This window comes from Streptomyces sp. NPDC029169 (assembly GCF_055563935.1).
The window spans coordinates 463164-488515 of the sequence record NZ_JBVHXA010000003.1 but is presented as its reverse complement, the minus strand read 5'-3'; the positions used below and the strand labels follow the sequence as shown (position 1 = coordinate 488515).

Below are 25352 nucleotides of genomic sequence, written 5' to 3'. Positions count from 1 at the left end.
AAGCAGTCACCGACGGCGTGGGAGGCACTGACGATGGCGTGGCTGCTGGTGGTGATCGCGGGGTTCCTGGAGGTGGGCTTCGCGGTGGGCCTCAAGCTCTCGCACGGGTTCACCCGGCTCTGGCCCACGGTCGCCTTCGCCTGTTTCGCCATCGGCAGCTTCGGTCTGCTCACGCTCGCGCTGAGGAAGCTGGACGTCGGTGCCGCATACGCGGTGTGGACCGGTATCGGCGCGGCCGGGACGGCGATCTACGGGATGGTCTTCCTCGGCGACGTGGTGTCGACGCTGAAGATCGTGTCGATCACGCTGGTGATCGTCGGGGTCGTCGGCCTCCAGCTCTCCGGGTCGGCCCACTGACCGTCCGCGACGGCGGGCACGGGCGCGACGACGTACGACAGCGCGAGGCGCAGGGCGATCTCGCACGACCGCAGCACACCACCCTCGTCCTGGCCCAGTGCCGTCGCGGCCCGGTCGCGGGCCAGGCCGAGCAGGTCGGCGGGGGACGGCACACCCGCGTCGGCGCGGCGCTGGGCGGGGACGGCGGAGGGACGGGAACCGGCCCTGGCCGGGCGGGGCGTGGGGAGCCGCTCCCCCCAGCACCCGGTGAGCAGGGCCCGCAGGACGGGGCGGGTGAAGGCCTCGGAGACGGTCCACTCGGCGACGGCGGCGAGGCTCCGCCGGGGTGGGGCGGGCGCGGCCAGGACCCGTTCGACGCCCTGGAGGTACGCGTCGGCCTCACGCCGTACGAGCGCGCGGGCCAGGCCCTCCTTGCTGCCGAACTCGTTGTAGAGGGTCTGCCGGGAGACGCCCGCGGCGGAGGCGACGTCGACCATGCGGACGGCGGACCAGGGCAGCCCCGCGAGTGCCGCGACGGCGGCGTCGAGCAGGGCCTCGCGGGCAGTCGGCATCATCGCCTCCTTGCCAGAACGGTTCTGCGCTCAGAGTTGACGGGCCGCCACCCACTGTCAAGGGCTCCCGTGGGACCACGTCCCTTCGAGGGATAGAGTTTCGACCATGGCCGATTACCACGACGATCTGCGTCTCGCCCACGTCCTCGCGGATGCCGCCGACGCGGCGACCATGGACCGGTTCAAGGCGCTCGACCTGAAGGTCGAGACCAAGCCGGACATGACGCCGGTCAGCGAGGCGGACAAGGCCGCCGAGGAGCTGATCCGTGCCCAGCTCCAGCGGGCGCGGCCGCGCGACGCGATCCTCGGCGAGGAGTACGGCATCGAGGGCACGGGCCCGCGCCGCTGGGTGATCGACCCGATCGACGGCACCAAGAACTACGTGCGCGGGGTGCCGGTCTGGGCGACCCTGATCGCGCTGATGGAGGCCGGCGACACCGGGTTCCAGCCGGTGGTCGGCGTGGTCTCCGCTCCGGCGCTCGGACGCCGCTGGTGGGCGGCGAAGGGCGCGGGCGCGTACACGGGCCGCAGCCTGACCTCGGCCACCCGGATCCACGTCTCGAAGGTCGCGGAGCTCGGTGACGCCTCGTTCGCTTACTCCTCGCTGAGCGGCTGGGAGGAGCGGGGCCGCCTCGACGGTTTCCTCGACCTCACGCGCGCGTGCTGGCGGACCCGGGCGTACGGCGACTTCTGGCCGTACATGATGGTCGCCGAGGGCTCGGTGGACATCTGCGCCGAGCCGGAGCTGTCCCTGTGGGACATGGCGGCGACGGCGATCGTGGTGCAGGAGGCGGGCGGCACGTTCACCGGCCTCGACGGCCGGCACGGTCCGCACAGCGGCAACGCGGCGGCGTCGAACGGCCTGCTCCACGGCGAGCTGCTGAGCTACCTGAACCAGACGAGCTGACGCACGCCCCAGGGGCGCCTCGCGCGCCCCCGGCGGGATGCCTCGCGCGCCCCCTTGTCGGGCCCCTCACATCGCTGTCACTCTAAGAGTCCCCCCACTTGTGAACTTGTGAATTGGTTCTCGTTGAAGGCGGGAACGGTTCACGAAGGAGGTGGCTCCCTTCATGCTCGTCCGTGACGCCATGAGCACGGTGGTCCTCACCATCGGTCCAGCCCACACCCTCCGCCAGGCCGCCCGGCTGATGTCGGCGCGCCGCGTCGGCGCGGCCGTCGTCCACGACACCGACGCCGGCGGCTTCGGGATCCTCACCGAACGCGACATCCTCAATTCGATCGGCGCCGACCAGAACCCCGACCGCGAGACCGCGGGCTCCCACACCACCACCGACGTCGTCTTCGCCGCCCCCACCTGGACGCTGGAGGAGGCGGCGGCGGCCATGACGCACGGCGGCTTCCGCCACCTCGTCGTCCTCGACGGGCACGGGCCCGTCGGCATCGTCTCCGTACGCGACATCATCCGCTGCTGGACCCCGGCCCACCGGCACGCGACCACCATGGCGAGCTGACCCAGTGCGGCCAGGACTTCCGTGCGGATGTACGGAAGTCCGGGCCCGCACCCGTAATGGACACTGTCCAAGTCAAGCCGACATCCAGCCTCGGCATTCCCGCTGTTAGGCTGGCTCGTATGAGTGACCTCTTGGAACGACTGCGCGGCCGCGGCTGGCGAATGACCGCGCAGCGGCGCGTCGTGGCCGAGGTCCTCGACGGTGATCACGTCCATCTGACCGCCGACGAGGTACACGCCCGCGCCGTGGAGCGACTGCCCGAGATCTCCCGGGCGACGGTGTACAACACGCTGGGCGAGATGGTCACGCTCGGCGAGGTGATGGAGGTCGCGACGGACGGCCGCGCCAAGCGGTACGACCCGAACGCGCACCGCCCCCACCAGCACCTGGTCTGCGCCCGCTGCGGCACGATCCGCGACGTCCACCCGTCCGGCAACCCGCTGGCCGACCTCCCGGACACGGAGCGCTTCGGTTTCACGATCTCGGCCGTCGAGGTCACCTACCGAGGCCTCTGCCCGAACTGCGCGGCGACCGCCTGAGACGGTCGCGCGACGACGAAGCCCCCACCGGAAGGTGGGGGCTTTCCGCGCTGCCACGCGCCCGCACGACGAAGGCCCGGATCCTGAGGATCCGGGCCTTCGTTTGCTACTGAGTAGCGGGGACAGGATTTGAACCTGCGACCTCTGGGTTATGAGCCCAGCGAGCTACCGAGCTGCTCCACCCCGCGTCGGTGAACCCAACCTTACGGGACGCCCACGACCAGCGCAAATCGCTTCCCCGCCGCCCGCCAGGGCTACGCCGTCAGCTCCTGGTGCAGCGCCTCGCTCAGCCGTGCCGCCCGCTCGGCCACCTCCGCCGGCCCGAGCTCCACGGCCCGCGCGCACCAGCGCCGCCCCTCGGTCAGCTCGCCGCGCCGGGCCGCGAGCAGCGCGAGCCGCAGCGCGGCCCGGCCGTGGCCGGCGCGGGCGGCGCGGGTCCACCACAGGGCGGCCTCGCGCTCGCTGCCCTCGCGGGCCAGGAGCAGGCCGAGGTTGAAGGCGCCGTTACGGCTGCCCGCCTCCGCGGCCTCGCGGTACCAGTGGGCCGCCTCCGCCACGTCACCGCGGGCGGCGGCCAGCATGCCCACCCGTACCTGGGCGCGGCGGTGCCCCTGCTGGGCGGCGCGCTCGTACCACTCCTCGCACTCGGTCTTCTCCTCGCGCGGGGCGCCGAGCGCGGGCGGCCCGGGCTCGGGGCGGCGCGCGTCGAGGACGGTGGCGAGCCGGAACGCGGCCTCGGCGCTGCCGCCGCCCGCCGCGCACCGCAGATGGCGCTCGGCGGTCTGCTCGTCGCCGTCGCGCAGGCTGGCGATGCCGACCTGGAGGGCGGCCTCGGTGTGCCCGGCCGCCGCGGCGCGCTCGTACCAGGTCAGCGCCGTACGGTCGTCGTCGCGACCCGCGTAGATGATGCCGAGGTTGAAGGCTGCGTCCACGCTGCCGGCCTCGGCCGCCTTGGAGAACCAGGGCTCGGCGCCGTTCGCGTCGCCGGCCTGGAGGAGGAGCACGGCGAGCGCGTTGGCGGCCTCGCGGTGCCCGGCGTAGGCGGCGCGGCGGTACCACTGCTCGGCCTGCTGGTTCCGGTCCTGGGCGGCGCAGAGCAGCCCGAGGTTGTACGCCCCGTTGACGTCGCCCGCGTCCATGGCGGCGCGGTACCAGCGCTCGGCGGTCTGCTGCTCGCCGCGGGCGGCGTGCAGGGCGCCGAGCGCGTTGGCGGCGTTGCCGTCGCCGTCCTGGGCGGCCCGCAGCCACCACACGGCGGCGCTCTCCTCGTCACCGGCGTCGCGCAGCAGGAAGCCGAGCGCGCAGGCGGCCTTGGCCTCGCCCTCCTTGGCCGAGCTCAGGTACCAGCGCCCGGCCTCCTTGAGCTCCCCGCGCTTCTCCAGGATCGCGCCGAGGTGCAGCGCGGCCCGCCGGTGGCCCCGCGCGGCGGCCTGCCGGAACCACTGCTCGGCCTCGGCGAGCTCCTCGGTGGGCGGGCCCGTCTGACCGGCCGCCGCGTTCCCGCTCTCGCCCCGGGCACCGCCGACGCCCGTGGCGCGACCCGTGGCTGCCGTACCCGTACCTGTGGCCGTGCCCGTACCGGTACCCGTACCCGGCGCCGTGCCGTGCAGGCGGGCCGGGCCGGCGGCCGCCGTCGCGCGGCGCTCCACGGCCAGGGCGAGGCGGTACGCGGCCTCGCGGTGGCCCTGCTCGGCGGCGGCGCGCAGCCAGCGCTCGGCGCCGACGTCGCTGCGGTGCTCCAGAAGATCGGCGAGGGCGTACGCGCCCAGGGCGTGGCCCTGCTCCGCGGACTGGCGCAGCCAGTACTCGGCGGCGGGCTCGTCGCCGCGCTCGCGGTGGTGGCGGCCGAGCGCGTGGGCGGCGGCCGCGGAGCCCGCGACGGCGGCGACCCGCCACCAGCCGGCGGCCTCGTCCCCATACCCCCGCTGGTGCAGCAGAACGCCCAGGTTGTTGGCGGCTGCGCGATCCCCCTCGGCGGCGGCGCCGCGCAGATACGGCTCGGCGCCGTCCAGGTCGCCCCGGCGCAGCAGCAGCGCGCCGAGCACGCTCATCGACGCGGCGTCGCCGTTCTCGGCGGCGCGCCGGTGGCGTGCCTCGGTCTCCGTGTCGCTCTCGGTCTCGGTCTCGGCGGTGGTGTCGACGGCCTCATCGACGGCCACCGCGGCCTCGATGATGTCCTCCACGGCACGCCGAGCGTGCCGCTGCACAAACCGCCCTGTCTCCAACAGAGTTGCCCTGTCCCCCATAAAAACCATCGTCGCACCACCCGCAACGCGCGTACACCTGGTATACCGCAGCCAGTGAGGTCACTTCAGCGTTTTGTCGACATGCCCACAGAGAGATAAGTCAAACACGACTCACCCCAACTCGCCCCATCCCTACCGCTCTTCGGGGCGTCGTGCGACCCCCGGCGCACGACAAGGGCCCGGATCCTGAAGGATCCGGGCCCTAATCTTCAGTAGCGGGGACAGGATTTGAACCTGCGACCTCTGGGTTATGAGCCCAGCGAGCTACCGAGCTGCTCCACCCCGCGTCGTTGTTCCCTAAAGGTATCACGACGCGGGGCGGGTCCCGACCGGCCCGGTCAGCCGCTCGGTGGGCTCGCGCTGGTGGACGGGGTCGCGTCGGCCGGCGGCGATGCGCTGGTGGACGGGGTCGCCCCCGGCTTCGGCGCGGTGCCGCCCGGCTTCTGGTCGGGCGCCTGCAGCTTGGCGCCCGCGTCCGCCGCCCGCTGGAGGGCGTCCTGCAGGGCTTCCTGGGCCTTGCCGTAGGCGGTCCAGTCACCCTTCTGCAGCGCCGCCTCACCGTCGTCGTACGCCTTCTGCGCGTCGGCGATGGCCTGCTTCAGCGCCGCGTCGTTCGTGCTCGGCGTCGTCGGCGGCTTGGTGCCCGGCTGCTCCGGCTGCTGGGGCGGCGTGGCGCCTTCCACTCCGAAGACCGCGTTCAGCGCCTCGGTGAGGTTGTCCTCGAACACCGTGGTGTCCTTGGTCGTGTCACCGTCCGGCTGGTCCGCGTCCACGTACGACACCGCGACCTTCTTCAGCAGCGGATACTGCGCGTTGCGGCCCTGGGCGTACACGGGCTCGACGTACAGGAAGCCGCCGTCGAGCGGGACCGTCAGCAGATTGCCGTACAGGATGTCGGAGTCGGCACCCTTCATGTCCCGGACGAAAGTCGCCACGGACGGAAGGCTGTTGAGCTTGTTCTGCACCTGCTGGGGTCCGGGGACGTCCGAGGTGACTCTCAACAGCCTTATGCGGCCGTAGTCCTTGCTGCCCGCGTCGGCGTCGACCGCCATGAAGCCGCCCAGGTTGGGCCGCCCGATGGGGGTGAACGTCGTCGTCAGCGAGAACCGCTGCTCGTTGTCCCCGGGCATCTTCAGGCTCAGGTAGTACGGCGGGACCGCGTTGCCGTCCTTGTTGGTCGGGTCGTCCGGGACCTGCCAGGCGTCCGAGCCACTGTAGAACTGCGTCGGGTTCGTGACGTGGTACCGGGTGAGCAGCTCGCGCTGGACCTTGAACATGTCCTGCGGGTAGCGCAGGTGCTGCATGAGGTCGGGCTTGATCGCCTCACGCGGCTGCACGGTGTCCGGGAACGCCTTCATCCAGGTCTTGAGGACCGGGTCCTCCTTGTCCCACTGGAAGAGGGTCACCGTGCCGTCGTAGGCGTCGACGGTGGCCTTCACCGAGTTGCGGATGTAGTTGACCTGGTTCTGCTGGGCGACCACCGCGCGCTGCTGGTTGCCGACCGTCAGAGCGTCGGCCGTGGTCTCCCCCAGAGTGGTGCGCGAGGCGTACGGGTAGCCGTTCGTGGTCGTGTAGGCGTCGACGATCCACACGATCTTCTTGTCCACGACCGCCGGGTAGGCGTCGCCGTCGATGGTCAGCCAGGGTGCGACCGCCTCGACGCGCTCCTTGGGCGTGCGGTTGTAGAGGATCCGCGAGCCCTCGCCGATCGCCCCCGAGTAGAGGATCTGCGGCTCGCTGAACGCGACCGCGTAGGCGGCGCGGTTGAAGGCGCTGGAGAGGTTGATCCCGCTCTTGCCCTCGTAGCTGGTGGTCTTCTCGCCGTTCTCCTCGTAGTCCAGCTCCTTCTGCGGGCCGCCGACGATCGAGTACTGATCGGTCTTCTCGCCGTAGTAGATCCGCTGCTGGTACGGGCCGAGCTGCCCCGTGGTCGGCAGACCGGACTCGGTGAAGACCGGGGAGCCGTTGGCGTCCGTCTGCGTGCCCGCGGCCATGATCGCGCCATAGCCGTGGGTGTACGTGAAGTGGTCGTTGATCCAGTTCCGCTTCGGGATGCCCTTGATGTTGAGCTCACGCAGGCCGACGACGGCGTCCTGTCCCTTGTAGCGGTCGACGTCGAGGGTCGTCGGGAATTGGTAGTACTTCCGCTTCTGCTCCAGCTGCTGGAACGTCGGCGAGACGATGTTCGGGTCGATCAGCCGGTAGCTGGCCGCCGTGTCGGAGTCCGTGCGGAGCTGGTCCTTGGCCTTGACCGTGGATTTGCCCGAGTAGTTCTCCGGCATGGTGGAGTCGATGTCGTACGCCTTGCGCGTCGCGTTGATGTTCTTCTGGATGTACGGCGCTTCCTTGGCCTGCTCGTTCGGCTGGACCTGGAACTTCTGCACGATGGCCGGGTACAGGCCGCCGATCAGGATCGCCGAGAGGACCATGAGGCCGAAGCCGATCACCGGCAGCTGCCAGGTGCGGCGCCACAGCGTCGCGAAGAACAGCAGGGCGCAGATCACCGCGATGCAGAACAGGATCGTCTTCGCCGGCAGATAGGCGTTGGCGTCGACGTACCGCAGGCCCGTCCAGTTGCCGGCCGCCTTGAAGTCGCTGGACTTCACGGCGAGGCCGTACCGGTCGAGCCAGTACGCCACGGCCTTCAGGGAGACGAAGACGCCGAGGAGCACCGACAGGTGGCCCGTCGCGGCGGCGGTGGCGCGGGCACCGGGGCTGGTGACGCGCAGTCCGCCGTACAGGTAGTGCGTCAGGGCGGCGGCCACCAGCGACAGGACGGTGGCGGCGAAGCCGAAGGCGAGCAGGAAGCGGTACCAGGGCAGGTCGAAGGCGTAGAACGCCACGTCCAGCTGGAACTGCGGGTCCTTCTGGCCGAACGGCACGCCGTTCACCCACATGAGCCAGGTGCGCCACTGGCCGGAGGCCGACGCGCCGGCGATCAGGCCCACCAGGGCGGTGATCGCGAGGAGCACCCACTTCTTGTAGGGCGCCAGGCCCATCCGGTAGCGGTCGAGGCTCTGCTGCTCCAGCGACATCGCGCTCAGCGGCGGCCGCAGCCGGTGCGCCAGCCAGATGTTGAACCCGACGGCGAGCCCCATCAGCAGACCGAACACGGCGAAGAGGCCGATCTTGGTCCACAGTGTGGTGGTGAACACGGACGAGTAATGGACCGAGCGGTACCAGAGCCAGTCCGTCCAGAACCCGGCGAACATGACGAACGCCATGGCCAGGACGGCCAGCACGCCCAGCGTCATGAGCAGCGTGCGGGCCCGCCGGGACGGCCGGCCGACTCTGATCCTTGGCCCGGTCGGGCCTCCGCCGCCTCCGCGGTCCGGCATCTGGAAAGCCAACGTGCGCCCCTCGAGGTTGATGCGTCGATAAGCAGGCCCCGCGATCGTAGAGCCCACTGATGCAACTTACTGAGGCTTTACCTAGTTCCCGTCTTCGGGGGATGAGGAGGCAGGATGTTCTCCATGTCCAACGTTTCCCCCTCCGGCACCCCCATGGCCGCGAGCCCCCTCACCCGCGCGGTGCTCGAGATCGACGAGTACGCCTCCGGCCTCGGCTGGGACCGGCCGGCCCGGCTCTTCGCCCTGGTCGACACCGCCCGCCTGCGTGCCCAGGAGCCGGGACTGGCCTCCCAGCTCGGCCTCGAAGGCGAAGAGACCGCCGCCTACACCCCCATCGAGCAGGAGGAACTGCCGAAGGGGAAGCCCCTCGACGAGTTCCTCGGCACCATCGCCTGGCCCGACGCGGTGGTCGGCTGCGCGCTGACGGTGGAGCGGCTGATGCTCCCGCCGTCGGCCGAGGCGTCCGTGCCGGAGGGCCTGAACGAGGCCGCTCTGGCGAAGTGGGTGGCCCGGCACCCCGACCGCCAGGAGGTCCGGATGACCGTGGCCGTGCTCCGTAACGGCGCGCGGGAGGCCGCGATCCGGCTGCGCGAGAAGGACTCCCCGAACGAGGTGCTGACGGGGGCGGACCTGGTGCCGGGGCTCGCGGAGGCCCTGGCGGCGACCTTCGAGTCCTGAGGAGTACGGGCGTACGCGGAAGGGGGCGCTCCGGTCGGTGACCGGGGCGCCCCCTTGTTTGTGCGCGTCCTAGCTCTTCGAGCAGCTGGGCAGGTTTTTCGTGTCGCCGTTGCGGAGCTTCTCCAGCGACTTCGTGGCGTCGTCGATGGTGTTCACCTTGATGAGCGTGAGGCCGTCGGGGATGTCGGAGGCGGCGGCCTCGCAGTTGTCGGCCGGGGTGAGGAAGTACTGGGCGCCGGCGTTGCGGGCGCCGACGAGCTTCATCTCGATACCGCCGATCGGGCCCACCTGACCCTTCTCGTCGATGGTTCCGGTGCCGGCGATGAACTTTCCGTCGGTGAGGCTCTCCGGGGTCAGCTTGTCGACGATGCCGAGCGCGAACATCAGTCCGGCGCTGGGCCCGCCGACGTCGGCGAGCTTGATGTCGATCGTGAACGGGAAGACGTGATCGGTGCCGGCCTGGATGCCGACGATCGCCCGGTCGCCCTCCGCGGACTTCACCGTGGTGATGGTGACCTTCTCGGTGGCGGTGGGTTCCTTGCCGGCCTTCTCGGCCGCGGCCGCCTCCTTGGCGGGAACGATCGTGAACGCGACCTTCTCGCCCGGCTTGCGCGTGGTCACCTGCTTGGCGACATCGCCGGGCTCCTTGATCGGCACGCCGTCCACGGCCTTGATGACGTCCCCGGCGTGCAGCTTCCCCTGGGCGGGGCTGTCCTTGACGACGGAGGCGACGACGACCCGGGTGGTCACCGGGATGCCCAGCTCACCCAGGGCGGCGACCTTGGCGCTCTCCTGGGACTGGCTGAACTCCTCGGCGTTCTCCTGGCTCGACTCCTCCTCCGTCTTGCCGTCCGGGTAGAGGGTCTCCTTGGGGACGACCACGTTGTCGTGGGCGAGCCAGCCGTAGACCGCCTCGACCACGTTCATCCGGTAGTCCGCGCTGGTGACGCGGACGGTTGTCATATTGAGATGACCGTCGGTCGGGTAGGTCTTGCGACCCGAGATCTGGAGGACGGGCTCACCGGCGGCCTTCCCCAGGGTGTTGACCGTGGGGCCGGGGCTCATCTCCGCGTACGGCACCGGGACCAGGACGCCCACACAGAGCAGAGTGATCAGGACCAGAGTGGAGGCGAGCATCGTCGCAGTGCGGCGTGGCATGGAACGACAGTACGGGACCGGTCTGTGAGTGCACCCGTGGGGCGGGTCCGTACGAGGCGGCCGGCGAGGGGCTCAGCTGGAGACGTGGCTGCTGTGTGCGGCGGACTGGGGTGCGGCCGGGGCCATCTCGCGTGCGACACCTTCGATGCCGGAGTGAGACCGCTCCATGGCGTCCCTGAACCGTGCGTAGCCGGCGAGCTCGGCCACATCCCCGATGGTCTTGTTCCGCTGGGCCCAGCTTCCCCATATCGCCGCGCCGACGACTGCGAAAAGCGGAATCAGCAACCAGGCGAGCGCTGCCATGCCGACCTCCCATCCCCAATGAGCGACCGCAACCGACCGGAACCGGCCGATCAGCAGACTAACGATCTGCAGCAACAACGCTGCTGCCAGGGGGCCGGTTACGCAAATCGGGGCGTTCGACTACGGCACGTCGGCGCGGCGCCTTGTCAGGCACGATCTCGGCGCCTCACACACCCGTGCGGCACCTAACAGGCGCCGACCCACTCCTCGGTACCGTCGGAGAAGGTCTGGTGCTTCCAGATGGGGACCTCGTGCTTGAGGTCGTCGATGAGCTTGCGGCAGGCCTCGAAGGCCTCGCCGCGGTGCGGGCAGGAGACCGCGACGACGACCGCGAGATCGCCGACCTGCAGATCGCCCACCCGGTGGACGGCGGCCAGGGCGCGGACCGGATAGTCGGCGACGACCTTCTCGGCGACCCGGCGCAGCTCGGCCTCGGCGGAGGGGTGGCAGGAGTACCCGAGCGCGTCCACGTCGGCGCCGCCGTCGTGGTTGCGCACCGTGCCCACGAAGAGCGTCGTGCCCCCGGCCGCGTCGTCGCCGACGGCCCGGAAGACCTCGTCGACCGAGAGCGGGGTGTCGCGGATCGCCAGCAGCTTGATCGGGTCCGCTGCGGTCTGCTCGCCGGGATGGTCGTTCTGTGCCATGGGCCCATGGTGCCGTACCGCACGGACATCGCGGAATAGCGCTTTCGACCGGTGGACCCGACCCTCCGTAGGAGGGTCCTACATGCCGCGGCGCTTCCGCATCTGGCGCACCAGCGCCGCCGTGCCGAGCAGCGCCACCGTCGCACCGGCCGCTCCCGCCGCCGTCGCGTCCTTGCGGCCGAGCCGGCGGCCCGCGACGGTGTGCCGGCCCGCGACCTCCTCCAGGAGCGCGGCGAGCACCTCCTCGTTGGTCCACTTCGGCCGCCAGCCCGCGTCGTGCAGCCGGCCGACGCTGACCACCCACGGGTGCATCGTGTACGCGAGGTCCCCGGCCGGGGACGGGGTGAGCCCGATCCGGTGCAGCCGGGCCGCCGCGCCGAGGGCGACCGCGGAGGGCAGCTCCATGCGGCGGATCCCGGAGAGCTCCTCGACCTCCTCCTGTTCCAGCCAGCCGTCGCAGCCGACCGCGAACTCGCCGTCGACCTTCTCGAGCGCCGCGTACTCCAGCGCGCTGACCAGGTCGTCGACGTGGCAGAACTGCCAGGTCGGGCGGGACCCGGCGACCACGAGCAGCCGGGGCGACTCGAAGTAGCGGGTGAGGGCCGTGTCCGTACCGCCCACCAGCACTGCCGGCCTGACGACGGTGACGTGCAGCCCGGGGTGGGCGCGGGGCGCACGGCGGCCCAGACGCTCGATCTCCAGCATGTCGCCGACGCCGGTGGCCTCGGCGGTCGCCCGCAGCTCGGCGTCCTCGGAGAGCGGGATGTCGTTGTCGGGCAGCGCGCCGTAGACCATCGCGGAGGTGCAGAGCACCACCCGGTGCACGCCCGCGGCCGCGGCGGCCGTCAGGACCGTCTGCGCGCCGCGCACGTTGTAGGCCGTTCGGGCGGCGGCGTCCGATTCCAGGTCGAGGTCGACCGCGAGGTGCACCACCACGTCCGCGCCGCGCAGCTTCTCGGCGATCGCCGGGTCGCGGACGTCGAGGATGTGCCACTGCGCCTCGGAGACCTCGCCCCGGCGCTCGTCGATCGCGATGACCTGCTTGATCTCCTCGGACGCGGCGAGGCGCCTGGTCAGCAGGTCGCCGACCCCGGAGGCGGCGCCGGTGACCGCGACCACGGGGCCGCGCCCGGCGGACCGGGTTGAGATGTTTCGCGCTGCGCGAACCTGAGGATCTGGGGAACTCACCGGGCGTCTCCAGCGGTTGTCTTCAGTACGTACCCGAATGACGCGTACGTACCAGGTGGCGTCCATCCTGCCGCAGGCCACGGCCCGGCGGAGCACCGAGCCCAGATCCGGCCCGGATGTCTACGCTGGTGGTGTGTAGCGGGCACCGAGGCGAGGCGCCCCGGGGGGAGAGCCGAGCCAGGAGAAACCGCCGTCGGCAGGAGCCGGCGGCCCTATGAGCCGAGGAAACCTGTGAGTGACACCCCATTCGGATTCGGCCTTCCGCCGGAGGAGCCGGAGGACGGCGACGAGGGCAAGAAGAAGGACCCCGCCGGAGGTGGCCAGGGGTCCGGTGGCCAGGGCGGCGGCAACGCGTTCGGTGCCAATCCGTTCGGTTTCGGCGGTCTGCCGGGCATGGGCGGACCCGGTGGCGCGGACAATCCGTTCGCCGCGATGTTCGGCTCGCTGAACCCCAACGACCTGGGCGCCGCCTTCCAGCAGCTCGGCCAGATGCTCTCGTACGAGGGCGGTCCGGTGAACTGGGACATGGCCAAGCAGATCGCCCGCCAGGTGGTCGCGCAGGGCACGTCCGACGGCACCAAGGACGCCAGCGTGGGTCCGGCCGAGAAGGCGGCGGTCGAGGAGGCCGTGCGCCTGGCCGACCTGTGGCTGGACGGCGTGACCTCGCTGCCTTCGGGGGCGGGCACGGCCGTGGCGTGGAGCCGCGCGGAGTGGGTCGAGGCGACGCTGCCGGCCTGGCAGCAGCTGGTCGACCCGGTCGCCGAGCGGGTCGGCGCGGCGATGGGCGATGTGCTGCCCGAGGAGATGCAGGCCATGGCGGGCCCGCTGATCGGCATGATGCGGTCGATGGGCGGCGCCATGTTCGGCCAGCAGATCGGCCAGGCCGTCGGCGTGCTCGCGGGCGAGGTCGTCGGCTCGACGGACGTCGGTCTGCCGCTGGGCCCGGCCGGCAAGGCGGCGCTGCTCCCGCTGAACATCGAGTCGTTCGGCAAGGACCTGGGCGTCCCCAAGGACGAGGTGCGGCTCTACCTGGCGCTGCGCGAGGCCGCCCACCAGCGGCTCTTCGCCCATGTGCCGTGGCTGCGCTCGCATCTGTTCGGCGCGGTCGAGAGCTACGCCCGCGGGATCAAGGTCGACACCTCCAAGCTGGAGGAGGCGGTCGGTCAGCTGGACCCGACACACCCGGAGCAGCTCCAGGAGGCGCTCCAGCAGGGCATGTTCCAGCCCGAGGACACCCCGGAGCAGAAGGCCTCGCTGGCCCGTCTGGAGACGGCGCTCGCGCTGGTCGAGGGCTGGGTGGACGCGGTGGTCCACGAGGCCGCGAAGTCCCGGCTGACCTCGGCTGACGCGCTGCGGGAGACGCTGCGCCGGCGCCGGGCGAGCGGCGGTCCCGCCGAGCAGACCTTCGCCACGCTGATCGGTCTGGAGCTGCGTCCGCGCCGGCTGCGGGACGCCTCGCGGCTGTGGGCCTCGCTCACGGACGCGCGCGGTGTCGACGGCCGCGACGACCTGTGGGAGCACCCGGACATGCTGCCGACGGCGTCCGACCTGGACGACCCGGACGGCTTCGTCCACCGCGAGCAGCTCGACTTCTCGGAGATCGACAAGATGCTCGGCGAGGCGGCCGGGGGCACGAAGCAGGACGGCGACGACGAGGGCGACAGCGAGAAGTGAGCCTGCACGATGACGCGGTCCTCGTACTGAAGGAGTACGAGGACCAGGACGAGCTGCGCGGGATCTACCTGGACCACCTGGCGGCGCACGCGGACGGGATGTGGAAGGCGTGCGAGGCCGGGCATCTGACGGCCAGTGCGCTGGTGGTGGACCCGGAGCGCGGGCGGGTACTGCTGACGCTGCACAGGAAGCTCGGCATGTGGCTGCAAATGGGCGGCCACTGCGAGCCGGGGGACGCGACGCTCGCGGAGGCGGCGCTGCGGGAGGCGACGGAGGAGTCCGGCATCCCGGGTTTGGCTCTGCTGCCGGGCGGGCCTGTGCGGCTCGACCGTCATCCGATTCCGGCGCCCTGCCACTGGCATCTGGACGTGCAGTACGCGGCGCTGGCACCGGCCGACGCGGTGGAGGCGATCAGCGAGGAGTCGCTGGACCTGCGCTGGTACGCCTACGACGAGGTGGCGGCGGTCGCCGACACCTCGGTGGTGCGGCTGATGGAGGCCACGAGGGCCCGGCTGTAGACAGCGGTAAGGGGCGGTCGCCTTGGCGACCGCCCCTTACGCATGGTCCCGCGTCAGTTCCAGGCGTTGTTCTGGTTCTGGGCGTGCGAGCCGTGCTGGCCGGCGCCGAACTGGGCGGCGATGCCCTGTCCGATGGCGGCGTTCTGCGGCGGCATGACCTCGCTGGGCTGGACCAGGGCGAAGCCCTGTCCGAGGAAGCTGAGCTCCCAGCCCTCGCCCGTGTTGCCGCGGCGGCGACGGACGCTGGAGTTCGTCGTCTGTGCCTGCATCTGCACCCGCAGCCCGGAGGACCAGGCGACGATCGCGTCCGCGTCGACGTTGACGTACTTGTCCGGGGTGACATGCATCATCAGCGGCTGACCGGAGGTCATCAGGGCGACCTTGCCGCGGCCGGAGATGTTGAGCTGGTACTTGCCGGAGCCGGAGATGCCGTACTGGCTGTCCACGGCGATGACCTCGGTGTGCAGGGTCGAGTCCAGCGCCAGGACGTAGGCGCTGTCGACGGTCATGCCCTCCTGCTCGACCTCCACGACGTGGATGTACTGGGCGAGGTTGGCGAAGTAGACCGTGCCCTGCCCGGAGCAGCGCATGAGGTCGAGACCCTCACCGGTCCTGGCCTGGGCGCGGCGCTGGCTGGGCGTCTTGTACTCGCCGTCGAAGTCGACGAGTCCCTGGTAGGCGACCATGGCGCCCTTGCGGGCGAGGACGTCGTCCGTGCCGGTCAGGGCGACCCGCAGCAGCTGCGGGTTCTGGATGACGTACCGTTCCTGGCTCTGCTGCTCGGCGTAGTTGAAAAGCGGGCTCTGCATGGTGTTCTCGCTCCCCCTCAGCCCCGGATCCGCAGGCGGTCGGTGCTGTCCTCGCTCGGCTGTACGACGACGATGCCCTGGCCGGAGAAGGCCATCTGGTACGCCTCGCCGCTGCCCCGCCCGATCAGGGAGGAGGCCTTGAAGCTGCGCTTGCCTTTGACCTTGAGCGCCGGCGACCAGGCGACGAGCGCGTCGGGGTCGACGTACGTCTCGTCCTCGCCACGGCCGCAGTCGACGACGATCGGCGTGCCGCGCGAGGTCAGGGCGACCCAGCCGGTGCCCGCGATCTCGACGTTGAACAGGCCCTGCCCGGCGAACTTGGCGAGGCCCTTGACCCTCTCGACGCCCCACTGGAGGTGGGCGTCGAAGGCGAGGACGTTGGTGCCGTTGACGGAGATCGAGTCGTTCTGGAGGTTGATCACGACGACGTCGGCGCCGTAGTCGGCGAGGTAGAGCAGTCCGTCGCCGGAGCACTTCATGATGGGTGCACCCTCGCCCGTCGCCCAGGCCTGCGCGACCTGGCGGACGGCGGGCGGGTTGGGCTCGTAGGTGACGAAGCCCTCGTAGGCGACCATCGAGCCGGTGCGCGCGTACAGGTCCTGGCCGGAGACCATGGCGACCTTGAGCATCGTGCGGCCGTGGTTCTCCATCCGGGCGGCCATCGGGGTCGGGGCGAAGCCCGCGAGTTGCTGGTTCATTCTTCGGGCTCCCTCAGACCTCGTACGGCTGGACGACGATGAAGTTGCCGGGGGCGCCCCGGAACTGGAGGTTGACGGTCTCTCCGCTGTGTCCGGGGTACGCGTTGCGGCGCAGCCGGACCTGGCTGGAGAGGATCACCTGGGACGCGGACGACCAGGCGACGACCGCGTTGCAGTCGGCGAAGGTGGTCGGCGTGACGGGCAGGACGACCGGGATGCCGTGCGTCTTAACGACGACGGTGCCGGTGCCCTGGAACTGCATCGTGAACAGGGCGCCGCCGGGGATGCCGTGGCCCTCGATCCTCCGTACTTCGTACTGGAGGGACTCGTCGAAGGCGAGCACGTGCTCCGCGGAGACGCAGATACCGTCGCCCTGGAGCTCGATCGGGTGCAGATGGGCGCCCTCCTCCGCGAGGAAGACCTGGCCGCGGCCGGTGCAGCGCATCAGCTGCATCTCCTGGCCGGTGGCGTTGCCGACGATCCGGCCGGTGAAGCCGGCGCCCTTGTGGGCGAATTCGACTTTGCCCTGGTACATGACCATGCTGCCCTGGCGGGCGAGGACGGGCACGCCGCCCATGGCCAGGTCGACCCGCATGAGCTGCTGGTTCTGCGGGGTCCAACGGGCGCCGGTCGCGGTCTCCTTGTACGGCTGGAGCGCGGCGGCGAGCCCGGCGCCGGCGGCGGGAACACCCTGGGGCATCCCGTGGGGCATCCCCTGGGGTACGCCGCCCATATGGCCGGGGACCTGGCCGAACTGGGGCTGCTGCTGGCCGTAAGGGGGCTGCCCGGGAACCTGGCCGGGGACCTGCCCGAACTGTGGGGCCTGCGGGGCCTGCTGCGGCTGGCCGTACGGCGCGGGGGCCGGCGCCGGGGCGGGCGGGGCCATCGGCGCGGCCATGGTGGGGGCCGTGTGCATCGGCTGGACCGGCGCCTGCGGGGCGGGAACCGGAGCGGGAGCGGGAGCGGTCGGCGGGGCGCCGAACTGCGGGGCGGGCTGCGGCGCCTGGGGCGCGGCGGGCGCTCCGAACGCGGGCGGCGCGGAGCCCTGCTGCGGCGGGCCGAAGCCGGGCGCCGCCTGCGGGGCCTGGGCCGCGGGCTGCTCCTCGGCGACCTCGCCGCCGAAGTTCTTCAGCAGCGCGTCGAGGCCGCCGTCGAAGCCCTGGCCGATGGCCGCGAACCGCCAGACGTCCTTGAGGTAGAAGTCGCCGAGCATGACGGCGCGCTCGGTGGAGAACTCCGAGCCGGTGAAGGGGTATCGGACGACCTCTTCGCCGCCCGCCACGATCCGGATGTAGCCGGGGCCGATCTGCGACATCTGGCCTGCGCCGTCGATGGTCGCGGTGAAGGACAGCTTGTGGATGTTCGCCGGGATCCGGTCGAGCGTGACCCGGAAGGACTCGGTGTCGCCCGACTGCGCGCCGAGCAGCTGGATGGACTCCTCCGGCGACTTCGGCTGGTTGAAGAAGATGAAGTACCGGTCGTCCGAGAGCTGCTCGTTGGCGTCGAGACCGAAGCAGCTGATGTCGAAGGTCAGCCCGGGCGCCGCGATCTGCACACCCACGTACAGATCGGTCCCCGGTGTGAGATCACTGATCTTGGCCTTGTGGCCGCGTTGGAATTCCCTGGCCATGCGTAACGACCGTCCCCCATCCCGAAATACGAATGCGTCGCGTCAGGCTAACGGCTGTGTGCGACATTGAGCCAAGCTGGTACGCATTCGGTACAGGATTGGCACGGGCGCGGCTACTCTCCGCGCGCGGCCGGCAGGTGGGGCAGGCGCTCCGCGGCGACGACCCCTTCGAGGTAGCCGCGGGCCCGTTCGGTGCGCGGGTACGCCTCCAGGAGCCGCCAGAACCGGGGGCCGTGACCGGGCACGAGGAGATGCGCCAGCTCGTGGACGAGGACGTAGTCGACCACGTACTCGGGCATGCCCTGGAGCCGGTGGGAGAGGCGGATGCTGCCCTCAGAGGGGGTGCACGAGCCCCAGCGGGTGTTCTGGTTGGTCACCCAGCGCACGGACGTGGGCCGTGCGCGGCCGGCGAAGTACTGGTCCGACAACCGCTCGGCGCGTTCGGTGAGTTCGCTGTCCCCGAGGACACGCTTGCTCTCCTGGGCGGCGAGCTTGTCCAGCATGACCGTCACCCAGCGTTGCTCCTCCGCCTCGGACATCCGCGCCGGGATGAGCACGATGGTCCGGTCGCCCTCGCGATAGGCGGAGACGGTTCTGCTCCGCCGGGAGCTTCTGCGGACCTCGACCGCACTCGTCCCCGAGCCGCGGGGCGGTTTGCTTGTCACGCTGCGCTGTGGGTCGGCGGGCACGGCCCCGACGTTACCCGCTGTCAGCGGGGGAAGTCCCGCCTCCGGGACGGTTCGGCGGGGATCCGGTCACACCGCGCACCATTTGAATGATTAATACCCCACCCCTGTGGACAACTTTCGGTGTCCGCTTCGACGCCCGGGCAATCTGGCATCGGAAGGAAGAAGACGACCGATCAAGATCACGGGGGCGGAAATGCATCCGATGCTGAAACCAGCGCTGCGGCGGGCCTGGCCCGACCTGGGGAGCGTGCAATTCGGGGTCACCTCCGCGCACGCGACGGTGGTGGGTCCGCTCGACACGGCCACCGGCAGCCTGCTCGGACTGCTCGACGGCACGCGCGGCCTCGAACTCCTGCGGGCGGAGGCCCGCGCCCTGGGCCTGCCGGACGGCTGGCTGGAGGGGCTGCTCGACCGGCTCGCGGGGGCGGGCCTGATCGCGGACGCCTCCGCCGGGCGCCCCGGGAAGGTGGGTGGCGTCACGTCTGCGGACAGTGAGCTCGATCCCCTCCGCGCCGACCTGGCCTCACTCTCCGTGGTCCATCGGGAGCCGGACGGGGCGTTACGGCGCGTGGCCGCCCGGCGGGCGGCGCGCGTCCAGGTCCGCGGCGCGGGACGGGTCGGCGCCACGGTCGCCGCGCTGCTGTCGGCCTCGGGGGTGGGCACGGTGGACGTGCTGGACTCCGGCTCGCTGCAGCCCTGGGAGGTCGCGCCCGGCGGACTGCCGGCCGAGGCAGTGGGTGAGCGCCGGGCCGAGGCGGCGCACCGGCTCGTGGCGCGGTCGGCGCCGGGCGGCCGCCCGCCCCGGGCACCTCGGCGGGTGACGGGTGAGAGCGGACCGGAGCCAGGGCTCTCACTCGTCGTAGTGACACCGCGGGACGGCCTCGCCGCCTACCTCCCCGACCCGATCCCCGCCGAGGGCTGGATCACGACGGGCACTCCTCATCTCTACGCGGGGGTGCTGGAGGCCACCGGCGTGGTCGGACCGCTGGTGCTGCCCGGCGGGACGGCCTGCGCGGGGTGCGCGCAGGAGGAGCGGACGGACCAGGATGCCAAGTGGCCTCGCATGCTGGCGCAGTGGCGCTCGGGTCCGCCGCCCCAGGTGCCGGCCTGCGATCTGGGCCTCGCGACGGCGGTCGCCGGGCTGGCCGCGGCCCATGCGCTCGCTTTCCTGGACGGAGAGTTGCCGGCGAGCGCGGGGGCGCGCTGGGAGGTCTCGTTGCCGTTGCTCGAGTGGCGGGTGAAGCGGATGAGACCGCACCCTGCGTGTCCGTGCGACGCGGTGCGCGGCGGAGAGGGGGAGCAGGCCTCGGGGACCGGAACCCGGCACGACACAATGGCGGGGTAACCGTCCTGTGTGGCACGGCAGTCTGGGATTTGGAGGGGCGCATGTCTGATCTTCCCCGGAAGGCGGTCACCCGGACCGCGAGGTTGGCCGCGTTGCCCCTGGGCTTCGCCGGACGGGCCACCTGGGGCCTGGGCAAGCGGATCGGCGGCAAGTCGGCCGAGATCGTCGCCCGCGAGCTTCAACAGCGCACGGCGGACCAGCTGTTCAAGGTCCTCGGGGAGCTCAAGGGCGGGGCGATGAAGTTCGGGCAGGCGATGTCCGTCTTCGAGTCGGCGCTCCCCGAGGAGGTGGCCGGCCCCTATCGGGCGGCGCTGACCCGGCTTCAGGAAGCGGCGCCCCCGATGCCGACCCGCACGGTCCACGGCGTCCTGGAGGAGCGGCTCGGCGAGGAGTGGCGGGAGCTGTTCCTGGAGTTCGAGGACAAGCCAGCGGCGGCCGCCTCCATCGGCCAGGTGCACCGGGCGGTGTGGCACGACGGCCGTGAGGTCGCGGTGAAGGTGCAGTACCCGGGGGCGGGCGAGGCGCTGCTCTCCGACCTGACGCAGCTCAGCCGTTTCGCCCGGCTGCTCGGCCCGCTGATCCCCGGCATGGACATCAAGCCGCTGATCAACGAGTTGCGCGACCGGGTGTCTGAGGAGCTGGACTACGGCCTGGAGGCGCAGGCCCAGCGGGAGCACGCGGAGGAGTTCGCGGACGATCCCGATGTCGTGGTGCCGTCCGTGGTGCACCAGAGCGAGCAGGTTCTGGTGACGGAGTGGATCGACGGGATCCCGCTGTCGGAGGTGATCGCGGACGGTACGGAGGAGCAGCGGAACCGGGCCGGTCAGCTCCTGGCCCGCTTCCTCTTCTCCGGCCCGGCCCGCACGGGGCTCCTGCACGCCGATCCGCACCCGGGCAACTTCCGGCTGCTGCCGGGCGGTGACGACGAGGAGGGTCCGGAGAGCTGGCGGCTCGGGGTGCTGGACTTCGGCACGGTGGACCGGCTGCCGGGCGGACTGCCCGACACGATCGGGACCTGCCTGCGGCTGACCCTGGAGGGGGACGCCGAGACGGTGTACGAGCTGCTGCGCGAGGACGGGTTCGTCAAGCAGTCCATCGATCTCGCCCCGGACGCGGTCCTCGAGTATCTGCTGCCGATCATCGAGCCGGCCGAGGTCGAGGCCTTCGGTTTCACACGCGGCTGGATGCGAGCCCAGGCCGCCCGGATCGCCGACCCCCGCTCCCCCGCGCACCAGCTGGGCAAGCAGCTCAATCTGCCGCCGTCGTATCTGCTGATACACCGGGTGACCCTGAGCACGATCGGTGTGCTCTGTCAGCTGAACGCGACGGTGCGGCTGCGCGACGAACTGGAGGAGTGGCTGCCGGGCTTCGTCGAGGCAGAGTGACGGTCGGGCCGACGGCCGTCACCACCCAGCGGGGTGACGGGCCGTCACCATCGGGAGCGGAGTGAGAGGCGGGCCGACGGGCCGTCACCACCAGGCGGAGTCGAGCCGGCCTTCGATGGACCGAATGTTCTCGCGGGCACAGCTGTCGCAGATGTAGTGGCGTCGGCCGTTCTCCACGGAGCAGGTCCAGGTCACCGGGAGCGTCTCCGCGGTCTTGCCGCAGCGGGCGCAGACGATGGGCTCCTCGGGCTTCGGGGCGTCGTTCACCCACCTGACGATAGTCCGGCAAGGGCCGGGCCGCGCCGCAACGCACCGCGGGGGCCGGTCCGTTCGGACCGGCCCCCGCGGGGTTCTTCGGGTCAGTGCATGACGGCCATGGCGAGCGCGCGCCGGGCGCGCAGCGATACGCGCTCGGCCCGCCGCTGCATGCGCCGGGCGGCGACCAGGCGCATGGCCTGGCGTTCCGCCTCGGCTTCCCTCATGAGGTCGTGCATATGCGCACGAGCCAGGGCTTCTGGGATGAGTTGCATTTCACGGGTCCTGTTCTGACGCGAGGCGTTCGCGCCGGTGATGCTGACGTCTGGAGTCGCGGAGCCGGAGGGCTCGCTGGTGGAAGAGGTCATCGGGGCCTGCTTCTGGGGATCGTGCGTGAGGGGTCGGTCGATGGTTCCGGTGACGTTCATGCCGCGACCGGGTTCTTGCGCGGGCGACCACGCGGCCGCTTGCGGGCCACGACCACGCCCTGGACGAACAGCTCGCCGCCCCAGACGCCCCACGGCTCACGCCGCTCCTGCGCCCCGGCGAGACAGGCCGCCATCAGCGGGCAGGTACGGCAGAGGGACTTGGCGTACTCGACGTCGGCCGGGGACTCGGCGAAGAAGACCTCCGGGTCGTACGAGCGGCAGGGGACGGGTACGCCGAGGTTCTCGATGGCGTCGTCGAGCGCGGTGAGCGTGGTGAGGGGGGTCAAGGTGGAGTCCTCCGTGAGGCCGGGCGGCGGGATCGTTTCGGAAGGCGGTACGGACGGGGCGTGCGCTTCGAGTTGCACGGTGGTCATTCCTCGTCTGGTCGTTCCGGCCTGTTGGCCGGGGTTTCGGCTGGTACCGGGTGTTGCTGGTCCCGAGGCCCCTTCGCTCCGTCATCCCCGTTCGGGGACAAACAGAAGGGCCGCGGATCCCGGGTGGGGTTCCGCGGCCCTGAAGGCGCCGGCCTGATCAGATCAGGCTGGATCACTCCAGGGTTCGAGCCCACGGATGGCCCACATCGTGTGGTGCTGCGTCGTCTGCTGCTGGGTTCCGGCACCGGTCGCCGCAAAGCCATAGGCCTTGGCCTTGACTGCTGCTACTCCTGCTTCCAGTGCCTTGGTCGGTCGCTCATTGCGCTCGCTGACGGGGAGACCCACCAGGTCGGCAGCCGGCCGCAGGGAAGCGACGCGGGCCGTGCCGGCGCCGGACAGACCGGTGCCAGGAAGGCCGCTGCCGAGGAACGCAGAGCCGGAGAGGCCGAGCGAGCAGGCGGAGACGACCGAGCGATCGGTCATTTTGTCGGTGCTGACGAAGCTGACGGTGGTGCAGATGATGTTGCTGATCACTGGAATCGCCTCCTCTCGGCGTCTCGGAGGGCTCGGTGTGAGCCGGACCCTCATGTTCGTTTGGACAAGTACAGCACGAAAGCAGGGCTTCCAAGAAGCCGCTGTTTCCGTGGTTAAGAACCTATGGGGCTTGACGGGGCGGGCGCAAACTATTTTTCCGACGAGTTTTCATCAGTCCTCCCCGTCCTCTCCTCCACCCCTCTCACCTGGCTCTTCGCCCGTGCAGAGGGCGAGAACGTCGGCGCCGAACCGGTCGAGCTTGCGCGCGCCGACCCCGGAGATTCCGGCGAGTTCGCCGTCGGTGGTGGGCACGCGCTCGGCGATGGCCATCAGCGTCTTGTCGGTGAACACGCAGTACGCGGGCTGCCCGAGCTCCTTCGCCTGGTCGGAGCGCCAGTCGCGCAGCCGCTCGTAGAGCGCCTCGTCCATGTCGGACGGGCAGTCCTCACAGCGCATCAGTTTCATCTCGCCGGCCTCGGTGAGGGTCGCGCCGCAGACGCGGCAGCGCACTGGGCCGCGGGCCTTGCGCCGACCGCCGCCACCGCCGATGCCGAGGGCGCGCTCGACGGAGCCGCCGCCCGCGCCGGCCGTGCCAAGGGCGCCGGAGCCGGGCCGGAGCCCCTTGAGGAAGCGGGTGGCCCGACGGGAGGCGCGGCCGCCCGGGGAGCGGGAGAGCGCCCAGGAGAGCGAGAGGTGGAGCCGGGCGCGGGTGACCCCGACGTACAGCAGGCGGCGCTCCTCCTCGACCTGCTCGTCGGTCTTGGCGTACGTGATCGGCATCATGCCCTCGGTCAGGCCGACCAGGAAGACGGCGTCCCACTCCAGGCCCTTGGCCGCGTGCAGGGAGGCGAGGGTGACGCCCTGGACGGTCGGGGCGTGCTGGGCGGCGGCCCGCTCGTCGAGCTCGGCGACCAGGTCGGAGAGCGTGGCGGCCGGCTTGGCGCGGGCGAAGTCCTCGGCGAGCCGGACCAGCGCGGCGAGGGACTCCCAGCGGTCGCGGACGGCGCCCGAGCCGGCGGGCGGCTCGGTGGTCCAGCCCTTGGTGGAGAGCACGGCGCGGACCTGGGCGGGCAGGTCCTCGGCGTCGTCGAGCAGCGAGTCGTTCCCGCCGGCCCGGGCGGCGCCGCGAAGGGCGATGCCGGCCTCGCGTACCTCCTGGCGTTCGAAGAAGCGCTCGGCGCCGCGCAGCTGGTAGGGGACTCCGGCGTCGGCGAGGGCCTGCTCGTAGACCTCCGACTGGGCGTTGATGCGGTAGAGCACGGCGATCTCGCCGGCCGGGACGCCGGCGGCGATCAGGTCCCGGATGCGGCGGGCGGTGCCCTCGGCCTCGGCGGGCTCGTCGGCGTACTCGGTGTAGGCGGGCTCGGGGCCGGGGTCGCGCTGGGAGATCAGCTCCAGGCGGTGCTCGGCGGCCCGGCCGCGGGCCTGGCTGAGCAGCCCGTTGGCGAGGTGGACGACCTGGGGCGTGGAGCGGTAGTCCCTGATCAGCTTGACCACCGTGGCGTTCGGGTGCCGCGTGCGGAAGTTCAGCAGGTGGTCGGGGGTGGCCCCGGTGAAGGAGTAGATCGTCTGGCTGGCGTCGCCGACGACGCAGAGGCTGTCACGGTCGCCGAGCCACAGGTCCAGGAGCCGCTGCTGGAGCGGGGAGACGTCCTGGTACTCGTCCACCACGAAGTGCTGGTACTGGCGGCGGATCTGGTCGGCGATGTCGTGCCGGTCCTGGAGGATGCCGACCGTGAGCAGCAGCACGTCCTCGAAGTCGATCACCGAGCGGTCGCGCTTGAGCTGCTCGTACATCCCGTAGATCTGACCGATCTCGGCCGGATCGCGCGGGGCCTCGCGGACGGACTTGGCGACGACGGCCGGATAGTCGGCGGGCACGGTCTGGGTGACCTTGGCCCACTCGATCTCGCCGGTGACGTCCCGCAGCTCGTTGCGGTCGAGCCGGACGCGGCAGCGCGCGGCGGCCTCGGCGACGAGCTGGACCTTGCGCTCCAGGAGCCGGGGAAGATCGCCACCGACGACTTTCGGCCAGAAGTACTGGAGCTGACGGAGGGCGGCCGAGTGGAACGTACGCGCCTGGACGCCGCCCGCGCCGAGCTGCCGGAGCCGGCCGCGCATCTCGCCGGCGGCCCGGTTGGTGAACGTGACGGCCAGCACGCTGCCGGGCTGGAGTATCCCCGCCCGCACCCCGTAGGCGATGCGGTGCGTGATCGCGCGGGTCTTGCCCGTGCCGGCTCCCGCCAGCACGCACACCGGACCGTGCAGGGCGAGGGCGACCTCGCGCTGCTCGGGGTCGAGCCCGTCGAGCACCGCGTCGGCCGACTCGGGGACCTGCGGGAAGAGAGGGGAGTGCGTTGCTGCTGTCACTCCGCCATGCTGCCAGGTCGAGAGGGATGGGTGCGGCGGGTTGTCCACAGGCCGGGAGCCGCGGTCATACGAATCGCGGTCATACGAATTCGGGAATGGCGGCGGGAGCGCGTACGTTCTTTCCCTCGGCACCCACCCCGCGAACAGAGGAGCGCCA

25 protein-coding genes and 2 tRNA genes are annotated in these 25352 nt (G+C 71.3%); 9 read left to right on the top strand and 18 right to left on the bottom strand.

Going from position 1 to position 25352, the window contains the following annotated elements:
• Positions 1-33 precede the first annotated feature (33 nt).
• Positions 34-357 carry a DMT family transporter gene (locus ACZ4VI_RS08950; RefSeq protein ID WP_467997987.1) on the top strand — a complete coding sequence of 108 codons (324 nt, stop codon included), beginning with the start codon at positions 34-36 and terminating at the stop codon, positions 355-357.
• Here ACZ4VI_RS08950 and ACZ4VI_RS08945 read toward each other — a convergent pair.
• Entirely contained in the window at positions 249-908 is a 660-nt protein-coding gene (locus ACZ4VI_RS08945) for a TetR/AcrR family transcriptional regulator (RefSeq protein WP_467997985.1), read from the bottom strand. The two genes, ACZ4VI_RS08950 and ACZ4VI_RS08945, sit on opposite strands and share 109 nt — an antisense overlap.
• 106 nt (positions 909-1014) lie before the next feature.
• On the opposite strand from ACZ4VI_RS08945, the gene hisN reads away from it, so the two are divergent.
• From hisN to ACZ4VI_RS08930, 3 genes are all read left to right on the top strand, one after another.
• Complete coding sequence (gene hisN, locus ACZ4VI_RS08940; protein ID WP_467997983.1) at positions 1015-1815, top strand: histidinol-phosphatase; 801 nt, start codon at positions 1015-1017, stop codon at positions 1813-1815.
• A 163-nt stretch (positions 1816-1978) separates the two neighbouring features.
• Positions 1979-2380: a CBS domain-containing protein gene (locus ACZ4VI_RS08935; protein WP_352186969.1), complete on the top strand. Its 402-nt coding sequence runs from the start codon at positions 1979-1981 to the stop codon at positions 2378-2380.
• 119 nt (positions 2381-2499) lie between these two features.
• The gene (locus tag ACZ4VI_RS08930) at positions 2500-2919 is read left to right on the top strand and encodes a Fur family transcriptional regulator (protein ID WP_467997981.1); all 420 of its coding nucleotides are present in this window, start codon (positions 2500-2502) and stop codon (positions 2917-2919) included.
• 114 nt (positions 2920-3033) lie between these two features.
• Here ACZ4VI_RS08930 and ACZ4VI_RS08925 read toward each other — a convergent pair.
• The 4 genes from ACZ4VI_RS08925 to ACZ4VI_RS08910 all read right to left on the bottom strand — a co-directional run bounded on the left by ACZ4VI_RS08925 (position 3034) and on the right by ACZ4VI_RS08910 (position 8503).
• Positions 3034-3107 (bottom strand) — tRNA-Met (locus tag ACZ4VI_RS08925).
• Between the two features lie 66 nt (positions 3108-3173).
• Positions 3174-5174, bottom strand: coding sequence for a tetratricopeptide repeat protein (locus tag ACZ4VI_RS08920; RefSeq protein ID WP_467997979.1), 2001 nt, complete (start codon positions 5172-5174; stop codon positions 3174-3176).
• A gap of 204 nt (positions 5175-5378) precedes the next feature.
• Positions 5379-5452, bottom strand: a tRNA-Met gene (locus ACZ4VI_RS08915).
• Between the two features lie 51 nt (positions 5453-5503).
• Complete coding sequence (locus tag ACZ4VI_RS08910) at positions 5504-8503, bottom strand: UPF0182 family membrane protein (RefSeq protein ID WP_467997977.1); 3000 nt, start codon at positions 8501-8503, stop codon at positions 5504-5506.
• 135 nt (positions 8504-8638) lie between these two features.
• Here ACZ4VI_RS08910 and ACZ4VI_RS08905 point away from each other — a divergent pair, with 135 nt between their 5' ends.
• Positions 8639-9193: a PPA1309 family protein gene (locus tag ACZ4VI_RS08905; protein WP_467997976.1), complete on the top strand. Its 555-nt coding sequence runs from the start codon at positions 8639-8641 to the stop codon at positions 9191-9193.
• Positions 9194-9262: 69 nt separating this feature from the next.
• Here ACZ4VI_RS08905 and ACZ4VI_RS08900 read toward each other — a convergent pair whose 3' ends face one another.
• The 4 genes from ACZ4VI_RS08900 to ACZ4VI_RS08885 all read right to left on the bottom strand — a co-directional run bounded on the left by ACZ4VI_RS08900 (position 9263) and on the right by ACZ4VI_RS08885 (position 12486).
• Positions 9263-10351, bottom strand: coding sequence for a YlbL family protein (locus ACZ4VI_RS08900; RefSeq protein WP_467997974.1), 1089 nt, complete (start codon positions 10349-10351; stop codon positions 9263-9265).
• Between the two features lie 72 nt (positions 10352-10423).
• Complete coding sequence (locus tag ACZ4VI_RS08895) at positions 10424-10654, bottom strand: hypothetical protein (protein WP_467997972.1); 231 nt, start codon at positions 10652-10654, stop codon at positions 10424-10426.
• Between the two features lie 185 nt (positions 10655-10839).
• Complete coding sequence (locus ACZ4VI_RS08890) at positions 10840-11298, bottom strand: molybdenum cofactor biosynthesis protein MoaE (RefSeq protein WP_467997971.1); 459 nt, start codon at positions 11296-11298, stop codon at positions 10840-10842.
• Between the two features lie 78 nt (positions 11299-11376).
• On the bottom strand, positions 11377-12486 hold the full coding sequence (locus ACZ4VI_RS08885) for an SDR family oxidoreductase (protein ID WP_467997969.1): 1110 nt from the start codon (positions 12484-12486) through the stop codon (positions 11377-11379).
• A gap of 231 nt (positions 12487-12717) precedes the next feature.
• On the opposite strand from ACZ4VI_RS08885, the gene ACZ4VI_RS08880 reads away from it, so the two are divergent.
• Both ACZ4VI_RS08880 and ACZ4VI_RS08875 read left to right on the top strand, forming a co-directional pair.
• The gene (locus ACZ4VI_RS08880; RefSeq protein ID WP_467997967.1) at positions 12718-14160 is read left to right on the top strand and encodes a zinc-dependent metalloprotease; all 1443 of its coding nucleotides are present in this window, start codon (positions 12718-12720) and stop codon (positions 14158-14160) included.
• Positions 14157-14678: an NUDIX hydrolase gene (locus ACZ4VI_RS08875; RefSeq protein ID WP_467997965.1), complete on the top strand. Its 522-nt coding sequence runs from the start codon at positions 14157-14159 to the stop codon at positions 14676-14678. The genes ACZ4VI_RS08880 and ACZ4VI_RS08875 overlap by 4 nt, the downstream gene beginning before the upstream one ends.
• Positions 14679-14731: 53 nt before the next feature.
• Here ACZ4VI_RS08875 and ACZ4VI_RS08870 read toward each other — a convergent pair whose 3' ends face one another.
• From ACZ4VI_RS08870 to ACZ4VI_RS08855, 4 genes are all read right to left on the bottom strand, one after another.
• Positions 14732-15487 carry an AIM24 family protein gene (locus ACZ4VI_RS08870; protein WP_467997963.1) on the bottom strand — a complete coding sequence of 252 codons (756 nt, stop codon included), beginning with the start codon at positions 15485-15487 and terminating at the stop codon, positions 14732-14734.
• Between the two features lie 17 nt (positions 15488-15504).
• Positions 15505-16185 (bottom strand): AIM24 family protein, encoded by a 681-nt coding sequence (locus tag ACZ4VI_RS08865; protein ID WP_467997962.1) that lies wholly within the window; start codon positions 16183-16185, stop codon positions 15505-15507.
• 13 nt (positions 16186-16198) lie between these two features.
• Positions 16199-17815, bottom strand: coding sequence for a TerD family protein (locus ACZ4VI_RS08860; RefSeq protein ID WP_467997960.1), 1617 nt, complete (start codon positions 17813-17815; stop codon positions 16199-16201).
• A 113-nt stretch (positions 17816-17928) separates the two neighbouring features.
• Positions 17929-18504, bottom strand: a complete 576-nt coding sequence (locus ACZ4VI_RS08855) for a M48 metallopeptidase family protein (RefSeq protein WP_467997958.1) — start codon at positions 18502-18504, stop codon at positions 17929-17931.
• A 193-nt stretch (positions 18505-18697) separates the two neighbouring features.
• Between ACZ4VI_RS08855 and ACZ4VI_RS08850 the strand changes: the two genes are divergently transcribed.
• Positions 18698-19849 carry a ThiF family adenylyltransferase gene (locus tag ACZ4VI_RS08850; protein WP_467997956.1) on the top strand — a complete coding sequence of 384 codons (1152 nt, stop codon included), beginning with the start codon at positions 18698-18700 and terminating at the stop codon, positions 19847-19849.
• Positions 19850-19890: 41 nt separating this feature from the next.
• The gene (locus tag ACZ4VI_RS08845) at positions 19891-21234 is read left to right on the top strand and encodes an ABC1 kinase family protein (RefSeq protein WP_467997954.1); all 1344 of its coding nucleotides are present in this window, start codon (positions 19891-19893) and stop codon (positions 21232-21234) included.
• Positions 21235-21318: 84 nt separating this feature from the next.
• Here ACZ4VI_RS08845 and ACZ4VI_RS08840 read toward each other — a convergent pair whose 3' ends face one another.
• From ACZ4VI_RS08840 to ACZ4VI_RS08820, 5 genes are all read right to left on the bottom strand, one after another.
• Positions 21319-21501, bottom strand: a complete 183-nt coding sequence (locus ACZ4VI_RS08840; RefSeq protein WP_467997952.1) for a hypothetical protein — start codon at positions 21499-21501, stop codon at positions 21319-21321.
• A 92-nt stretch (positions 21502-21593) separates the two neighbouring features.
• Positions 21594-21917: a hypothetical protein gene (locus ACZ4VI_RS08835; RefSeq protein WP_467997950.1), complete on the bottom strand. Its 324-nt coding sequence runs from the start codon at positions 21915-21917 to the stop codon at positions 21594-21596.
• Positions 21914-22282 carry a WhiB family transcriptional regulator gene (locus ACZ4VI_RS08830; protein ID WP_147981118.1) on the bottom strand — a complete coding sequence of 123 codons (369 nt, stop codon included), beginning with the start codon at positions 22280-22282 and terminating at the stop codon, positions 21914-21916. The genes ACZ4VI_RS08835 and ACZ4VI_RS08830 overlap by 4 nt, the downstream gene beginning before the upstream one ends.
• A 171-nt stretch (positions 22283-22453) precedes the next feature.
• Complete coding sequence (locus ACZ4VI_RS08825) at positions 22454-22825, bottom strand: hypothetical protein (protein ID WP_467997948.1); 372 nt, start codon at positions 22823-22825, stop codon at positions 22454-22456.
• Between the two features lie 171 nt (positions 22826-22996).
• Positions 22997-25195, bottom strand: a complete 2199-nt coding sequence (locus tag ACZ4VI_RS08820) for an ATP-dependent DNA helicase UvrD2 (protein WP_467997946.1) — start codon at positions 25193-25195, stop codon at positions 22997-22999.
• Positions 25196-25352 lie beyond the last annotated feature (157 nt).

Coding starts and splice junctions, on each gene's coding strand:
- ACZ4VI_RS08950 (WP_467997987.1), top strand. CDS start 34: ATGGCGTGGCTGCTGGTGGTGATCGCGGGGTTCCTGGAGGTGGGCTTC.
- ACZ4VI_RS08945 (WP_467997985.1), bottom strand. CDS start 908: ATGCCGACTGCCCGCGAGGCCCTGCTCGACGCCGCCGTCGCGGCACTC.
- hisN (WP_467997983.1), top strand. CDS start 1,015: ATGGCCGATTACCACGACGATCTGCGTCTCGCCCACGTCCTCGCGGAT.
- ACZ4VI_RS08935 (WP_352186969.1), top strand. CDS start 1,979: ATGCTCGTCCGTGACGCCATGAGCACGGTGGTCCTCACCATCGGTCCA.
- ACZ4VI_RS08930 (WP_467997981.1), top strand. CDS start 2,500: ATGAGTGACCTCTTGGAACGACTGCGCGGCCGCGGCTGGCGAATGACC.
- ACZ4VI_RS08920 (WP_467997979.1), bottom strand. CDS start 5,174: ATGGTTTTTATGGGGGACAGGGCAACTCTGTTGGAGACAGGGCGGTTT.
- ACZ4VI_RS08910 (WP_467997977.1), bottom strand. CDS start 8,503: ATGCCGGACCGCGGAGGCGGCGGAGGCCCGACCGGGCCAAGGATCAGA.
- ACZ4VI_RS08905 (WP_467997976.1), top strand. CDS start 8,639: ATGTCCAACGTTTCCCCCTCCGGCACCCCCATGGCCGCGAGCCCCCTC.
- ACZ4VI_RS08900 (WP_467997974.1), bottom strand. CDS start 10,351: ATGCCACGCCGCACTGCGACGATGCTCGCCTCCACTCTGGTCCTGATC.
- ACZ4VI_RS08895 (WP_467997972.1), bottom strand. CDS start 10,654: ATGGCAGCGCTCGCCTGGTTGCTGATTCCGCTTTTCGCAGTCGTCGGC.
- ACZ4VI_RS08890 (WP_467997971.1), bottom strand. CDS start 11,298: ATGGCACAGAACGACCATCCCGGCGAGCAGACCGCAGCGGACCCGATC.
- ACZ4VI_RS08870 (WP_467997963.1), bottom strand. CDS start 15,487: ATGCAGAGCCCGCTTTTCAACTACGCCGAGCAGCAGAGCCAGGAACGG.
- ACZ4VI_RS08865 (WP_467997962.1), bottom strand. CDS start 16,185: ATGAACCAGCAACTCGCGGGCTTCGCCCCGACCCCGATGGCCGCCCGG.
- ACZ4VI_RS08860 (WP_467997960.1), bottom strand. CDS start 17,815: ATGGCCAGGGAATTCCAACGCGGCCACAAGGCCAAGATCAGTGATCTC.
- ACZ4VI_RS08850 (WP_467997956.1), top strand. CDS start 18,698: ATGCATCCGATGCTGAAACCAGCGCTGCGGCGGGCCTGGCCCGACCTG.
- ACZ4VI_RS08845 (WP_467997954.1), top strand. CDS start 19,891: ATGTCTGATCTTCCCCGGAAGGCGGTCACCCGGACCGCGAGGTTGGCC.
- ACZ4VI_RS08835 (WP_467997950.1), bottom strand. CDS start 21,917: ATGAACGTCACCGGAACCATCGACCGACCCCTCACGCACGATCCCCAG.